Annotated in this window: 14 protein-coding genes, 2 pseudogenes and 1 riboswitch; of the genes and pseudogenes, 12 read left to right on the top strand and 4 right to left on the bottom strand. The window is 39.4% G+C overall.

Annotated features, from left to right (window positions below):
• Nucleotides 1–801: 801 nt before the first annotated feature.
• On the top strand, nucleotides 802–1,833 hold the full coding sequence (gene galE / locus NYE65_RS04010) for a UDP-glucose 4-epimerase GalE (RefSeq protein WP_340859887.1): 1,032 nt from the start codon (nucleotides 802–804) through the stop codon (nucleotides 1,831–1,833).
• 766 nt (nucleotides 1,834–2,599) lie between these two features.
• Nucleotides 2,600–2,729, top strand: a pseudogene (locus tag NYE65_RS27175) (ATP-binding cassette domain-containing protein); the annotation flags it as partial.
• A gap of 403 nt (nucleotides 2,730–3,132) precedes the next feature.
• On the opposite strand, the gene NYE65_RS04005 reads toward NYE65_RS27175, so the two are convergent.
• Entirely contained in the window at nucleotides 3,133–3,450 is a 318-nt protein-coding gene (locus NYE65_RS04005) for a hypothetical protein (protein ID WP_340859886.1), read from the bottom strand.
• A gap of 885 nt (nucleotides 3,451–4,335) precedes the next feature.
• Here NYE65_RS04005 and NYE65_RS04000 point away from each other — a divergent pair.
• From NYE65_RS04000 to NYE65_RS03980, 5 genes and pseudogenes are all read left to right on the top strand, one after another.
• Nucleotides 4,336–4,683, top strand: a pseudogene (locus NYE65_RS04000) (ATP-binding cassette domain-containing protein); the annotation flags it as partial.
• Between the two features lie 380 nt (nucleotides 4,684–5,063).
• A riboswitch (cyclic di-GMP riboswitch) is annotated at nucleotides 5,064–5,147 on the top strand.
• Nucleotides 5,148–5,165: 18 nt separating this feature from the next.
• Complete coding sequence (locus NYE65_RS03995; protein ID WP_445670395.1) at nucleotides 5,166–5,291, top strand: anti-repressor SinI family protein; 126 nt, start codon at nucleotides 5,166–5,168, stop codon at nucleotides 5,289–5,291.
• Nucleotides 5,292–5,783: 492 nt separating this feature from the next.
• Complete coding sequence (locus tag NYE65_RS03990) at nucleotides 5,784–5,921, top strand: hypothetical protein (RefSeq protein WP_239858515.1); 138 nt, start codon at nucleotides 5,784–5,786, stop codon at nucleotides 5,919–5,921.
• Between the two features lie 262 nt (nucleotides 5,922–6,183).
• A complete protein-coding gene (locus NYE65_RS03985; protein ID WP_255294649.1) occupies nucleotides 6,184–6,315 on the top strand; it encodes a hypothetical protein in 132 nt (43 codons plus the stop codon).
• A gap of 200 nt (nucleotides 6,316–6,515) precedes the next feature.
• A complete protein-coding gene (locus NYE65_RS03980; RefSeq protein WP_340859885.1) occupies nucleotides 6,516–6,974 on the top strand; it encodes a hypothetical protein in 459 nt (152 codons plus the stop codon).
• 463 nt (nucleotides 6,975–7,437) lie between these two features.
• Here NYE65_RS03980 and tagU read toward each other — a convergent pair whose 3' ends face one another.
• Nucleotides 7,438–8,367 (bottom strand): polyisoprenyl-teichoic acid--peptidoglycan teichoic acid transferase TagU, encoded by a 930-nt coding sequence (gene tagU / locus NYE65_RS03975; protein WP_340859884.1) that lies wholly within the window; start codon nucleotides 8,365–8,367, stop codon nucleotides 7,438–7,440.
• A 675-nt stretch (nucleotides 8,368–9,042) separates the two neighbouring features.
• Nucleotides 9,043–9,387 carry a hypothetical protein gene (locus tag NYE65_RS03970; RefSeq protein ID WP_340859883.1) on the bottom strand — a complete coding sequence of 115 codons (345 nt, stop codon included), beginning with the start codon at nucleotides 9,385–9,387 and terminating at the stop codon, nucleotides 9,043–9,045.
• Between the two features lie 153 nt (nucleotides 9,388–9,540).
• On the opposite strand from NYE65_RS03970, the gene NYE65_RS03965 reads away from it, so the two are divergent.
• Nucleotides 9,541–9,915 (top strand): hypothetical protein, encoded by a 375-nt coding sequence (locus NYE65_RS03965; protein ID WP_340859882.1) that lies wholly within the window; start codon nucleotides 9,541–9,543, stop codon nucleotides 9,913–9,915.
• Nucleotides 9,916–10,433: 518 nt separating this feature from the next.
• Here NYE65_RS03965 and NYE65_RS03960 read toward each other — a convergent pair.
• Complete coding sequence (locus NYE65_RS03960; protein WP_072273258.1) at nucleotides 10,434–11,705, bottom strand: replication-associated recombination protein A; 1,272 nt, start codon at nucleotides 11,703–11,705, stop codon at nucleotides 10,434–10,436.
• Nucleotides 11,706–12,028: 323 nt separating this feature from the next.
• Between NYE65_RS03960 and cymR the strand changes: the two genes are divergently transcribed.
• The 4 genes from cymR to NYE65_RS03940 all read left to right on the top strand — a co-directional run bounded on the left by cymR (nucleotide 12,029) and on the right by NYE65_RS03940 (nucleotide 15,587).
• A complete protein-coding gene (gene cymR, locus NYE65_RS03955) occupies nucleotides 12,029–12,448 on the top strand; it encodes a cysteine metabolism transcriptional regulator CymR (protein ID WP_034308657.1) in 420 nt (139 codons plus the stop codon).
• A 60-nt stretch (nucleotides 12,449–12,508) separates the two neighbouring features.
• Entirely contained in the window at nucleotides 12,509–13,654 is a 1,146-nt protein-coding gene (locus NYE65_RS03950; RefSeq protein ID WP_340859881.1) for a cysteine desulfurase family protein, read from the top strand.
• Nucleotides 13,655–13,684: 30 nt separating this feature from the next.
• A complete protein-coding gene (gene mnmA / locus NYE65_RS03945; RefSeq protein WP_034308651.1) occupies nucleotides 13,685–14,800 on the top strand; it encodes a tRNA 2-thiouridine(34) synthase MnmA in 1,116 nt (371 codons plus the stop codon).
• Between the two features lie 121 nt (nucleotides 14,801–14,921).
• Complete coding sequence (locus tag NYE65_RS03940) at nucleotides 14,922–15,587, top strand: tetratricopeptide repeat protein (RefSeq protein WP_034311364.1); 666 nt, start codon at nucleotides 14,922–14,924, stop codon at nucleotides 15,585–15,587.
• Nucleotides 15,588–15,597 lie beyond the last annotated feature (10 nt).

Genomic DNA, 15,597 nt, shown 5'->3' with positions numbered 1-15,597 from the left:
ACTTTATTGATTGGGTAGTTAAGAAAGGATGAATTTTAATGCCTTTATACCAAATGAGAGAAATATGGACACCTTTAAAATTAGTTGGGGTTAAGTTTTTTAAATCAGATGATAGTAGTATTTTCATCAAGGTTTTAAACCAACATCGGAGAAAGATAAAGTAATATGTTTTATATATGAGTAGGCAAGCTTGTTAAGTAACGGAAAATATGAAAAGTTTATTGAGGTCTGGAAATACAGTCTAATTCGATTTATATAAGTTTGTGGGGCAGAAACATTCAGTAATTAGTTAGCCCAGATTGAAGTCACTTGTCAACATTACTAATGTGCACGGATTTAAGAAAGTAATGTTTTCCAATTTTCATGTTCTAGGCACTACTAAGCATCGTATTGGATCGATAGTTTACTATCTGCTTCCAAGCTTAATATGTTATATTTAATTAACAATATGGTTAAAAAACTGGGAACGAAGTTCTGTTATCCAACTACAAAATAGTTAAATCTAATCGACAACTTTTTAATGATGTGAAAATAAGAGTACTGATATTTAAGAATGACTATTTTATAATACTATTAAATCCTTTACTAACAAAAGTAGTCAAAGTGGGTTGAAATAAGAGGATCATTGGGACCAAAATACTATAATATTTTATTACAAATAAAATATACTATTATAAGGAATTTAGGATATAATTAGAATCTATTTAGTAAAAGATTACATATTAAAAGCAAGCACACCAAATGGAAGGTAAAAGAAATACTTTTGATTTGGTATTCTATAATTGAAGTGAGGAAATAAACGTGACAATACTAGTAACTGGAGGGGCTGGCTATATCGGAAGCCACGCAGCTGTAGAACTTTTAAAAACTGGCTATAAGATTGTAATACTGGATAACTTGTCAAATAGTAATTTTGAATCAATAAATCGGGTTAAGGAATTAACGGGAAAGGACTTCCCTTTTTATAAATGCGATTTATTAGATCGTGATGAGTTGAACACTATTTTTGAGAAACATAATTTCGAAGCTGTAATGCACTTTGCAGGACTTAAAGCGGTTGGGGAATCAGTTGAAATCCCATTAAATTACTATCATAATAATATAACAGGCACTATTAATCTGTGTGACCTAATGGCCAAGCACGATGTAAAAAAACTTGTCTTCAGTTCATCGGCTACGGTGTACGGTCACCCGGAAAGTGTCCCAATTGATGAATCATTTCCATTGTCTGCAACTAATCCATATGGGCGTACAAAATTGATGATAGAAGAAATTTTAAGAGACTTACATATTTCAGATCCGACTTGGAGGATAGCATTATTACGCTATTTTAACCCAATAGGTGCTCATGAAAGCGGAAGGATTGGGGAAAATCCGAATGGAATACCAAATAACTTAATGCCGTATATTACACAAGTTGCAATTGGAAAGAGAGAAAAGCTTTCTGTTTTCGGCAATGACTATAACACCCACGATGGTACGGGGGTCAGGGATTTCATCCACGTGATAGATTTGGTAAAAGGCCATTTGAAGGCACTCGAGTTCCTTGATAAAAATAAAGGGATAGAAACATTTAATCTTGGTACAGGTACAGGCTATAGTGTTATGGATCTCATTAATGCTTTCAGCACTGTCAATTCAAAAGAAATACCTTATCAATTTGTAGATAGGCGCCCTGGTGATATCGCAATTTGTTATGCAAATCCTACTAAGGCAGAAAAAGTATTAGGCTGGCGTGCAGAAAAGGATTTAAACGAGATGTGTAAAGACTCGTGGAAATGGCAAACAGATAATCCGAACGGATACGAACAAAAAGTTCTCGTTCAATCATAACGGGTGTTTATTGAAATGGACTGAGAAATCAGTTCATTTTTATTTTAAGAAGGATGCAGTGAATTCACCATTTTGTCGAAATGAATGGGCTGAGAATCTGAGGAGATGAGTCAAGAGTACAAATAAACTATAAAAGAGGTGATTCTGTTTGAATTAAATTTAAGCTAACTTGTCACTTTTGGGGAAGAAAATGAAGATAAATAAAATACACCAAGATGCTATAATCTGTTCAAATTGTGAAAAATCGAAAAGCTTCTATGTAACCATTTTAGGTTTGCAATTAATAAGGAAACATATCGAGAAGAAAGAAAATCTTATTAATTAGATTTAATGGTGAGGACGCTATCAGCTAGAAATGTTTTCATATTCGGATATAATTAGATTTATTTCCTGACTAGAATGTTCCGGTGCTAAAACATATAAGTAGTAATGTAAAAGTAAGGCTTATCAGTATATAGAACTATTGTAAGCGCTTTCTCTGTGAGATATTATAATAATATAGTACATAGAAAGAAGCTGCATTATTTTTATTAATTAAGTGAAGATCATTCATTTGTGAAACTTGATTTTTTATTGTAATTAAATTTAACAACAGAAAAACAATCCTAAAAAAAGGGGATGCTTTATTATGTATGAACCCAGCAATGTTGTTGTGGGACTATTGTGGGGAACGTTTTTAAGCTTTCCGTTGTGGTTGTCTTTTTTCGGTTGGATCAAAATAATAATGAATTTTATAAATTAAGAAATTAAAGACTCGTAATAAAAAGATAAACTTATTGGTGATCGAGGAGTTCGACTGTCAGGAGGAGAAAGACAGCGTCTTGTACTAGTCCCAGGCAATTTTACTTAAACCATCGATCCTTGCTCTAGATGAAGCAACAAGTACCCGAAAGACTAATTAGATTAGGGTGAAAAGGCATAAAACCTTCACCATTTTCAATTCCGCTCCTAGTAAAAATGACAGGCATCACACAAAGATAGTTGTTGTTGTGTGATGCCTGCCATCTTTATCCTACATAAGTTGTATCACTTTAAATATTAGTTGGGTAAGCACCACTAAAACAGGTAATTCAGCGACTGCTAGTTTCTCCAAGATTCACATCTACTGCCTCTAATAACACTTCGGTGCTTAAAAAGGCTAATGAATCTGCCCAGATAACCTTTCCCATTGCTCGTTCGTGTTCGTGTTTGTTGGCAAATAGTTCTTCCTTAGTTGGCATATCCACACCATAAAAACAAGGGTTTCTAACCATAGGTGAACTAATTCTTACATGGACTTCCTTGGCCCTGCTTGCCGTATCAATTAGACAATGCGCTTACTTGTCGTTCCCCTAACAATCGATCATCGACTAATACCAGCCTTTTTCCTTCCAAAATTTCTTGCACAGCGCTTAATTTCAGTCGAACAGCTAAGTCGCGCAATTCTTGTGTGGGCTCAATAAATGACCGACCAGCATAAGGGTTTTTAATAATCCCCATTTCATATGGAATTCCTGTTTGTTTGGAAAAACCAATGGTGGCAGGTACGCTTGAACTGTAAGATTTGCGGAAAAAGGTAAGGTTTCCCTTTGTTCCTTTGAATTTGTCTATTTTGCACGTCCGGATGGCGTTATTCAAGGAAGAAGTGTCTTAACAATCCGAAGGGAATTAGGAAAAATTCTGTAAAAAGAACATCCGACACAAGCCTCCCGTTGATATCCCTTTTGTTATTTTTGGCAAAAGGTGAATTTCTATCCTTTTTATTTACTTATCGGTAAATGGATATGGGGATAAACAAATTGCAGCCATAAAAACAGTTCTATGGAACAGATAGGGATTATTGCTTAGCATCAATGAATAAAACTTTGGTATAAAAGACTTTTGGGTATAATGGAATATTTTGAATTAATGTATTTTGTATGATTTATAGTAAACTATATGGTAAAGCACAGATATTAATTTATAAGAACTAGCCCATTATAAAAATAGTGAATAATACAGTTTATATTTTTGCCAATTTGACGATATTTTAATATGAAGATCAAACAAAGGGACTTCGCAGAAAGCGCTGTCAGATAGCTGCCATCAAAATATAAGGAGAATATTTGATGACAAAAAACAAATTTATTACGTTCGAGGAAGCTTATGAAAAGAAAGAAAGAAGCAAGAAAATTTTTATTGGGTCTTATGTTACTATTATTTTAATCTTGATTTCATTATTGACTTTTTTTCTTGGTAAATCATAACGTGTGTTTATCAAATAGGGCTGAGAAATCAGTCCTATTTTTGTGTTAAGTAGGTGAATAAGGAAGTATGCAGGGAGCTCTACTTTTGTCGAAATGGGTAGTCAAAGGAGCTAAGAGTCCTAAGACTACAAAAGAGACGATCTTTATTTTAGAATTTCTTGTTGTGGGACTATTGTGGGGAACGTTTTAGAGCTGTCCTTTGTGGTTGTCATTTTTCGGTTGGATTAGAATTATAATGAACTTTATAATATAAGAAATTAAAGACTCGGAATAAAAAGATACTCTCATCGGAGATGGGGGTGTCCGACTGTTAGGAGGAGAAAGGCAGCTTCTAGTGTTAGCCAGAGCAATCTTACGTAAACCTGCCATCCTGGTTTTGGATGAAGCGACAAGTGCATTGGATACGGAGAACGAAGCGAAGATTCAATCCGCTATTGAAAGATTAAAAGGAAAAATGACCATCATGGTCATAGCTCACCGATTATTGACGATTCGCAATGCCGATCAAGTGCTGGTCATGGATCAGGGAGAAATTATTCAGGTCGGTGAATATAACCAGTTAGCGAATGAAAAAAGAGGGATGTTTAGCAATTTATTAGGTATCCAAATGGAATCAAGCGTGTAAATATTTTACTAGAGCTAAAGTCAGGTTACTGCCAATTATGGTTTGTAATGCTGGCTTTTTTACTTAGGGATTAAAGATGAATCACTTAGTCCCCACTTAATTCGGAATATTATTTTTGTAGAATAGCAAATTCGAGATTATTTATCTAATATAAATCTATTTTTAATAAAAGTGTTGTAAAGGAAGTGCATTATACCAGTGCTTTCCGGTTGTGATGTCATTTTTTGATGAAAGATGTTGAAAAATGACATAAAAAAACGAATAGTATTAAGAGCTATTATTACGTTTTTAAGTATAATTAACATTAATATAGTTTTAAGTAGCACCATGGAAACAGGGATGCAAGAGATTTATTAATCTTGGTTAATAATGTGAAATATTCTTGAGAAAGGCAAACCTATTGAAAAGTAGGGACGCAAAATTACAGGTCTAAGGCTACATGCTAAGACGGCTGTGTTACCACAAGATGGGTGGGATTTGTCTTGGAAGTTAACAATGAAATGAAAGAATGGGTTCATCTAATTTTGGAGGCCAAAAATTTAGGATTATCCATTGAAGAAGTGCGAGAGTTCATAAAAGGAAAGAACAAAGCAGACATCAGGGGATAATAAAAATACTTAGGGAGGCTGTTAATCAGTCTTCTTTTTTTGTTTTCATTAACGTAAAAGGTATCTAGAATAAAGAACATGGCGATAATAATAAAAATGCAACCTTATTGAGGGGGATTTTTATTATGGATGTACCTATTGCCTTTTTGAAGGGAATAATGTGGGGAACTTTATTTAGTGTTCCGTTATGGTTGGCATTTTGCGGTTGGATAAAAATAATCATGAATTTAATAAAGTAAGCGCTTAATAAATTTAAATATTAAAATGAAATCTAGGCAGGATTTAACAGGATGATCATAGAAATTAGTTAGTATACATAATGCTTTAGTCTTAGTGTGCTATAATTTTGAGAAATATAGCCTATAAAAAAATAGTTAATAATACTTAAGGATTTTTGGTTATGTGCCGATATTACATTATAGGGATCAAGCAAAGGGACTTCGCAAAAGGCGATGTCAGATAGCTGCCATCAAAATATAAGGAGACTATTTGATGACAAAAAATAAATTCATTACGTTTGAGGAAGTTTATGAAAAGAAACAGAGAAGCAAGAAAATTTTTATTGGGACTTATATTACTATTATTTTAGTTTTGATTTCATTAATGACTTATTTTTTGGGGCAAGTATAATATGGAGCGTCGAAGGGGCTGAGGAATCGGTCCTTTTTTTTGTTTTTATCCACACATATTGACTAGTAGTATTCCTTTCCTTGAATATTAAGAGAATGTTAATGTTTAGTTACTTTTCTGATAATATAGTATATTCCGCTTGCCAATCCCTACTAGATATGTGATTATCAAATAAGTGAGCTATATTCCTTATTTTTGAAAATTGGATTAGGATAACAGTATGAAATGGTGGCTCAATTATATATTGGAGTGGAAATTTCTAATGGATTTTTTTGATATTTTAAAAGACACTTTTGCCAAGGGTGAGTCTGGACAAGATGTTACTGTAAATGAACTTGTGGAAGAGATTAAGGAGAAATTAAGCGGGATCATTGAACAACCTGATAGTATATAATCCGTAGAAACATATTCAACATTTTGCTCGTTTCATGGGCGAAGGTCATCTTCTTTTCTTTTATCGATGGAGGAGGCGTCAATGAATCTAAGAAATCATTTTTGATACATATACTTAAGAAGCATGTTTAATAACATGCTTCTTTTTTATCGTTTTCCCATATATATATAAATGAATGATAACCTGTGAGGGTGATGAGGGTGAGGAGACTCAGTAAGATTCCAATAGGAGTATTGACGGCTATTCTCGTGGTTTTAGCTGTAGGAGCCTGTATCATTTTTCTTTTTCCCAACGGATCAAAAAGCGTGGTTGAAGATTTCTATGAGTATGAAAGTGAAGCGGAGTTTGGGAAATCCTGGAAATTGTTAAGTTTTGAAATGAAGCAGCGGTTTCCGAATCGGGCAGATTATGTGCAAAATCGGTCACATGTATTTTTACAGCATATGGATGTGGAAACCTTTCAGTATGATGTAGGCCGTCCAAAGAAAGTGAAGAACTGGAGGCTGAATAAGGATGGAAGGCAGCATAAAACGGCCTATGAAATTCCGGTTACACAGGTCTTCAATTCTCGCTTTGGGGTGTTTACTTTGGAACAAAATTGTTATGTCGTCAAAGAAAAAGGCGAATGGCGTTTGTTATGGGATTATCAGTTTGAATAAATTCCTCTCCTTTTTCAGGCTCGAGTTCGTTTTATTGAAAAGGGAGAGGCGCTGCTCTCATGTATTGCCGAATAGATTTACTTCTCATGAAACATATTTCATTCTTGAACGGTCACTGATGGCTTTTAGAATAAACATTTTGTCCTGTTTGCTTAGCATAGCCCAGCTGCCTGCTTTGATTTTCATTTAAATCCACTCCTTTTGTTTAGGATCATTTATTATAGTTGATGAATGACGGTAGATGGAATTCCGGGTCCAAAGAATAATTGTGTCAAGTGATGAAAGGGGCAAGGGGAAGATGGAATTGTCAGCTCATATTAGATTATACCGTCTTTTCATGCCTAATAAACAACAAAAATTCCAACAAATCTCTACATTTGGTGTTCGTTTTTTGTCAGAATATTGGACGGGGAAAATGAAAAAGCTGTCAGGATGCGGGTCCGGACAGCTCTTTCATTTTTTCTTATTTGATGGATAATTGTTCTTTTAATTCGGATTGAACCTTTTCTTTTTCTTCATCCGACACAATATAATAGTAGATTCCGTCGATTTTCGTTCCGTTTCCATTTATGGACGATTGGGTAATGCTTTTGCTAGCGTCCCTGTAGTTCTTTTGGATGTCCATCATGTCATCAAACGTCAAATTCGTCTGGATATTATTACCGAGTGCAGCGAAGACTTCATCGTATTTCGTCAGGGATGAAAGGCTAGCGCCTTCCTTGATGACAGCCTCGATGATGGCACGTTGTCTGGATTGACGGCCGAAATCACCACTAGGATCATCATGTCTCATTCTTGAATAGGCAAGGGCTTCTTTCCCGTTAAGAGTATGCGTACCTTTTGCAAAATGAATGCCATCGGATGTGAAGTCCAAATCGTTTTGAACGGTCACGCCGCCGACTGCGTCAACGATATCCTTAAAGCCTTCCATATTGATCTTCATATAATAGTCGATTGGAATATCCAGGAAGTTTTCTGCAGTATCCATGGACATTTTCGCGCCCCCGAAGGCAAATGCATGGTTGATTTTATCCTGTGTCCCATGACCGACGATCTCGGTCCGTGTATCACGCGGAATGCTTAGCATTTTGACCGATTTCTTTTGTGGATTGACTGTTAAGACAATCATAGTATCTGAACGGCCTTTGTCGCCATCACGTTCATCGACACCAAGCATGAGCATCGAGAAAGGCTCCTGATCTGATAGTGCAAGGTCTTTCGTTCGTTTATCGGTGGTACGGTCTATTGGTGTATGCATCGTATCAACGGTTTTTGTCAGTGAATTCCATACGGAGTAGGCAAAGGCTCCCCCAGCTAGTATAAAAAGTAGGACAATTATCCCAACTACCTTCAGCCATGTCCGTTTCTTTTTCTTCTTTTTTTCATGTCTCATAGTTTACTTCCTTCCTCTTTTTGTAACCACTTCATCTATTATATTTAATTTCATAGTAAAAGAATAGTATATTTTGCTATTTTATAATACATTTGGCATATTTTGGTGTAACTCAAATAGAACAATTCTTCATTTAAAAGTTTAATGCTAAAGGAGTGGCTGATCGGAAAATCTACACTTCTTTGGTTATTAGTTGTGCAATTTGGCCTAGTGTTTATTTCTTTTTTAGATTCCCGATAATTAGAGTTGCATATCTTTTTTATTTTGCACTTGGGTAATCATGATTTTACAGCAAACTTTACTGGACTTGATGTTCGAAGCGGGGAAGATTTATGGGATGTTAGGGGCCAATGGATAATTCATTCTGATTAAGGATGGCGAGATCATCTCTAAGGAAAGTGTCGAGGGTCTTCGAGAGTCTAGTGGGATATCAGTGATCGGTTGGCTAAAAGGACATCATAGCTAATATGAAGGAATAATAAAGTAGCTTCGGAAAAGAGTCCGAGGTTACTTTTTTTGTTTGGAATGAGAAAAACTATGAATCTAATGAATTGGACCAGTCAAAATGGATGGAGAGTGCTCCTTCAAAATGGGTGATGAGCAAAGTCCCTCCAAGAAAGAAGGCGCATATATATGCAATACGGATATCCTTAAAGAATAAATAAGTCTTGGAGGCTAAGCACAAATGGAATTTTCAACTGAAAGTTCATCATACGAAAGTGATTCAGCGGAAAGCTCATCATACGAAAGTGATTCAACTGAAAGTTCATCATACGAAAGTGATTCAGCGGAAAGCTCATCATACGAAAGTGATTCAACTGAAAGTTCATCATACGAAAGTGATTCAGCGGAAAGCTCATCGTACGAGAGCGATTCAACGGAAAGCTCATCGTACGAGAGCGATTCAACGGAAAGCTCATCATACGAAAGTGATTCAACGGAAAGCTCATCGTATGAGAGTGAGCTCATCAGACGAGGGTGAGTTAACGGAAAGCCAATCAGATGATGAAAGTAGTTCAACGGAAAGCTAATCAGATTTAACAACTAGTTAAATTAGAACGGAGATTTACTTAAAAATGGGTGATAAGCAAAGTCCCTATTAGAAAGTAGGAACATATATATGCAGTACGGATATCCCTAGAGGATAAATAAATTTTGGAGGTTAAAGAATAAATGGAATATACAGCGGAAAGCTCCTCGTACGAAAGTGATTCAATGGAAAGTTCTTCGTACGAAAGTGATTCAACGGAAAGCTCATCGTATGAGAGTGATTCAACGGAAAGTTCATCAGATGAAAGCAGCTCAACGGAGAGTTCATCAGATGAAAGCAGTTCAACGGAAAGTTCATCAGATGAAAGCAGTTCAACGGAAAGTTCTTCAGATGAAGGCAATTCAAATGAAATCCTTTCCGAGGCTGCAGAAGAAGAAAATGAAAATTCAGCTGAGGGTGAGGGAAATGGCACTCCTCGTCGTGTGAATGTATTTAAGAAAATGTGGCTGGAAAATATGATTAAAGCATCGAAGGGTATCTATAAAGACGAAGATTGACCATACAGGTACAGCAACCAAAGAGTTGTTGTGCCTTCTTTTGTAAAAGGACATGCCGCTAGACTCATAATTGACGCTAGGATTGTAATCCATTTACTAGATACGAGGAAAATTGGCCAAGCAAGGCAATTCAAAGGGAATTTAGCTTAAGCGGTTTCTTAAGAAAGGACCTAGTCGGAGTGTTTGGCTGACAATTGTACATATTGCCTATGGATGATTAAAACACAATGGTTTACTGGTGGTTTTTTGCGGGATAATGGTCAATATATTGAACTGGATCTCTTTGGGAAATTCATGCAGTAGGGATTTTAATAGAAATAAGTTTAAATGGAATGTGGCTGTACACTTTTCTGTTTACAAACCAAAAAACTGGTCCGTGCTCAATTTAGTTTGCGTCCGTTAGATTAGTGGGATGATCAGTGCGGAATGATGAATGAACAATGGGGAGGCAGTTTTGTCAACATGAGGCATGTTGAAAGTTTTCAATAAAAAAACTCCGGATTTGAAGTGATCCGGAGTTATTTCTTTTTCTCGATATTTTCATAGACCGAGGCAAGTGCTTGTTCAAATTTCCCGCTCTTTTTCGGTTTGTAATATTTTTTGCTGCGCAGTTTGTCCGGTAAGTATTGCTGTTTCACCCAGCCATTCTCGTAGTCATGCGGATAAAGGTAGTCGATGCCGCGGCCGAGTTCGGTGGCCCCTTTGTAATGGGCATCCTTAAGATGATCTGGTACATCGCCGCTATGGCCGCTGCGAATGTCTGATAGGGCCGCATCGATTGCGACAATGGCCGTGTTCGATTTAGGTGATAGACATAACTCGATCACCGAGTTGGCAAGTGGGATCCGGGCTTCAGGGAAACCGAGTCGCTCAGCGGCTTCGACTGCAGCGAGGGCCCTGGGGCCAGCCTGGGGATTGGCAAGAGCTATGTCTTCGTAAGCGATGACTACCAAACGGCGGGCGATGCTGACAAGGTCGCCGGCTTCGACTAAGCGACCCAAATAATGAAGGGCGGCATTCACATCACTGCCGCGAATTGATTTTTGGAAAGCGGACAGGACATCATAATGGGCATCTCCATCCTTGTCATGCGAGAAGCTTTTTTTCTGCATGCATTCCTCGGCAATTTGCAGATCTATATGAATGGTTCCGGACTCATCGGGTTCGGTGGAAATGACGGCGAGCTCAAGTGCGTTAAGGGCACTGCGGACATCTCCGTTCGAAGCAGTCGCGAAATGGGTAAGGGCATCATAGCTGACCTCGGTTTTATATGCACCAAGTCCCCGCTCTTCATCATGAAGTGCCCTTTCCAGCGCTTTGGTTATATCATCGGTTACCAATGATTTGAGCTCGAAAATCTGGCACCGGCTTCTGATGGCCGGATTGATGGCATGATAGGGATTGCTGGTCGTTGCACCGATCAGGGTGATCATCCCGTTTTCAAGATAAGGCAATAGGAAATCCTGCTTCGCCTTATCGAGCCGATGAACCTCATCAAGCAGCAAAATCACTTTACCGGACATTTTAGCTTCGGCTGCCACGATTTCCATATCCTTTTTATTATTGGTCACTGCGTTCAGCGTCCGGAACGCAAACTTCGTGCTTCCGGCAATCGCACTTGCGATCGATGTCTTGCCAATTCCCGGGGGACCATACAGGATCATGGAAGAAAGCTGCTTGGCTTTGACCATCCTTGCGATAATTTTTCCTTCACCGACCAGATGCTCCTGCCCGATGATCTCATCAATCGATCGAGGCCGCATCCGGAAAGCAAGCGGTTTAATATTCATTGCGCACCTCTCCTTTTTATATAAGGTATCACAACTGATGGGGGAAATGCGCTGATTATGCCATAAAAAGAGGGTGATTTCCTATTATGGCAGTCTCTATGAGGATTTAATGTGCTGTAGGGTTATCAATCGATTTAGCCTCACGAGCGAATAATTCGATCATGCCCCTCGAACGGTTTACATTACATTCTTTATTTCTACTTATCCTACCTCTCCAATTAGGATAATTGACAAAGGAAGGGCGGGGGAATGCATTTCCGGCGGGAATATGCTATAATTTCAAAAGAATTTAGAAACGGATAAATAATTTGAGGTGTATATGTATGAAGATATCTACTAAAGGCCGTTATGGTTTGACGATCATGATCGAGCTTGCTAAACATTATGGAGAAGGCCCGAAGAGTTTGAAATCGATTGCCCAGACGCATAATTTGTCGGAGCATTATTTGGAGCAGTTGATTGCGCCGCTTCGCAATGCGGGGTTGGTGAAGAGTGTCCGCGGTGCGTATGGCGGGTATGTCCTGTCCAAAGATCCTCAGGAGATTACTTCAGGTGATGTCATTCGTGTATTGGAAGGGCCGATTACGCCTGTTGAGGGAATCGAGGATGAAGAGCCGGTGAAGCGTCAGCTTTGGATCAGGATTCGCGATGCCGTGAAGGATGTATTGGATAATACGACGCTTATGGATTTGGCGAGCTACAAGGATACGGGTGAAATCGATTCTTATATGTACTATATTTAATTGATCAGCAATGCGCCTATTATGTAGGCGCTTGCGTTTTTTAATGGAGGCGACAAAAAAGTGGACAGAATATATTTAGATCATGCTGCGACTTCACCGATGCATCCGAATGTGATCGATACGATGATGAGGGTCATGAGCAATGATTTCGGAAATCCGTCGAGCATTCATGCTTTCGGACGGGAGGCGCGGCATGTTTTGGATGAGGCGCGTTCGAGTGTTGCAGCGAGCATCGGTGCCGGGCGGAATGAAATCATTTTCACGAGCGGCGGAACCGAGGCTGATAATACGGCGATCATTGGTGTTGCGAATGCTTATAAAGAACAAGGGAAGCACATCATTACGACGGAGATTGAGCATCATGCGGTCTTGCATACTTGCCAATACCTTGAGAAGTCTGGCTTTGAGGTCACATATTTACCTGTGAATGAGGCGGGGCTTATTTCAATTGCCGATTTGAAGGCGGCATTGAGGGACGACACGATTTTGGTTTCGGTCATGTTCGGCAATAATGAGGTGGGTACGATCCAGCCGATTGCTGAAATAGGGCAGGTGCTCAAGGGTCATCAAGCCATTTTCCATACGGATGCGGTCCAGGCATATGGTTTGATCTCTATAGACGTTCGTGAGCTGGGTGTGGATTTGCTGAGTGTATCCGCGCATAAAATCAACGGTCCCAAGGGAATCGGCTTTCTTTACATTCGTGAAGGGTTGAAGCTGAATCCGCATTTATATGGCGGGGAACAAGAACGCAAGCGCCGTGCTGGTACGGAGAGTGTGCCGGCAATTGCCGGTTTTTCAGAAGCTGTTTCAATTGCACAGAGCACGATGGAAAAGAAAAAGGAGCAATACAAGCGATTCAAAGACGTATTGCTTGCCGTCTTTGATGAGGCGGATGTACAATATGAAATTAACGGATCCATGGAACAGTCGCTGCCGCATTTGCTGAATGTTAGTTTTCCGGGTACGAATGTGGAATCGATGCTCGTAAATATGGACTTGGCAGGTGTTGCTGTATCGAGCGGATCCGCTTGTACTGCCGGGTCAATCGATCCGTCGCATGTGCTTGTGGCGATGTTCGGGAAAGATTCGGAGCGGACGAAGAATTCGATTCGTTTCAGCTTCGGTCTGAACAACACGGAAGAGGAAGTAAGGCAGGCGGCAGAAACCACCGTTAAAATCGTTAATAGATTAGTGAGAAGATAATTCTTACTTTAAAATAAATGAGGTGACAGAATGAGAAAAGCACCACAGGACACCCGCGTCGTCGTGGGTATGTCAGGAGGCGTGGATTCTTCTGTGTCAGCCCTGCTATTGAAGAATCAAGGCTATGATGTGGTCGGGATTTTCATGAAGAACTGGGATGATACAGATGAAAACGGAGTCTGTACGGCAACCGAAGATTACAATGATGTAATTGCCGTTTGTAATCAAATCGGCATCCCTTATTATGCGGTCAATTTTGAAAAGCAGTATTGGGATAAAGTTTTCACTTATTTCCTGGATGAATATAAAGCGGGCCGTACCCCGAATCCGGATGTAATGTGCAATAAGGAAATTAAGTTCAAGGCTTTTCTTGAACATGCGGTAAGCCTTGGTGCCGACTATGTGGCTACAGGTCATTACGCACAGGTTGAATACCGGGATGGCGAATACAAAATGCTGCGCGGTGTCGATAATAATAAAGATCAAACGTACTTCTTGAACCAGCTTACTCAAGAACAGTTGGAAAAAGTCATGTTTCCGCTTGGACACATTGATAAGAAGGAAGTCCGTGAAATTGCGAAAGAAGCGGGTCTTGCCACGGCAACGAAAAAAGATTCTACAGGAATCTGTTTTATCGGTGAACGCAATTTCAAAGAGTTTTTAAGCAATTACCTCCCAGCTCAGCCGGGCGATATGGTCACGATGGATGGTAAAGTTATGGGCAAGCATGACGGATTGATGTATTACACGATCGGTCAGCGTCACGGTCTGGGAATTGGCGGCAGCGGCGATCCTTGGTTTGTTGCGGGAAAAGACTTGAAGCGCAATGTATTGTATGTGTGTCAAGGCTTTGATAATGATGTGCTGTATTCCAATTCCCTTCGTGCAGTCAATGTCAGCTGGGTAGCGGAACATGCGCCTGCCGATGAATTCACATGCACGGCAAAATTCAGGTACCGTCAGGACGATAGCGGTGTTAAGGTGAAGGTCTTGGACAATGGTGATGTCGAAGTCATCTTTGACGAGCCAGTCCGTGCGATCACACCTGGACAAGCAGTCGTCTTCTATGATGGTGAAGTGTGCCTTGGCGGCGGTACGATTGATGAAGTATTTAAAAAAGGTGAAAAACTGACTTACGTAGGGTAAAATAATCATGTCCCCAGCTGTGTTTGCGGTTGGGGACTTCTTTTGGATTGCGGGTGACCGCCTGAATTCGACCACTGGCTTATGCTATACTTTTTAATATAAAAATGGAGTGTGAATGGATATGGATAAGAATCAACAAGGTATTGAATTTATGCAGCAAGGGAAATACGAAGAAGCGGCGAAAGTTTTTAATGAGGCGATCGAGGAAAACCCGAATGAGCCTGTTGCTTACATAAACTTTGGGAATGTATTGACTGCCGTGGGTGAAACGGATAAAGCGGTCAAGTTTTACAAAAAGGCGATCGAGCTGGATGAAAATGCAGCAGCGGCGTACTACTCATTAGGAAACTTATATTATGAATCCGATTCTAAACTGGTCGAAGCGAAGGATATGTTTGAAAAGGCCATCCGTCTGGGACTGGATAACAGCGATGCTTACTTCATGCTTGGATTGACATTGATGGCATTGGATCAACCGAAATTGGCGATGCCTTATCTGCAGAGAACGGTGGAGCTGAGCCCTGAGGATGTTGATGCAAGATTCCAATATGCGTTATGTCTTGCTAATGCGGAATTGTATGATGAATTGATCGATCAGCTGAATAAAGTTGTGGAACAGGATCCGGGCCATGCGGATGCTTATTATAATTTAGGTGTTGCGTTTGCAGGGTATCGTGAGGATGCGAAAGCCGCGATGGTTTATTTTGATAAGGCTTTGGAAGCACAGCCTGACCATATGCTTGCTGCGCACGGTAAGAAACTGTTGGAAGAAATGAATGCTGAGTAAATAAAAAGCA

This window comes from Peribacillus sp. FSL R5-0717 (assembly GCF_038002945.1).
Taxonomy (GTDB): Bacteria; Bacillota; Bacilli; order Bacillales; family DSM-1321; genus Peribacillus; species Peribacillus frigoritolerans.
This window is presented reverse-complemented; position numbering and strand designations above follow the sequence as displayed.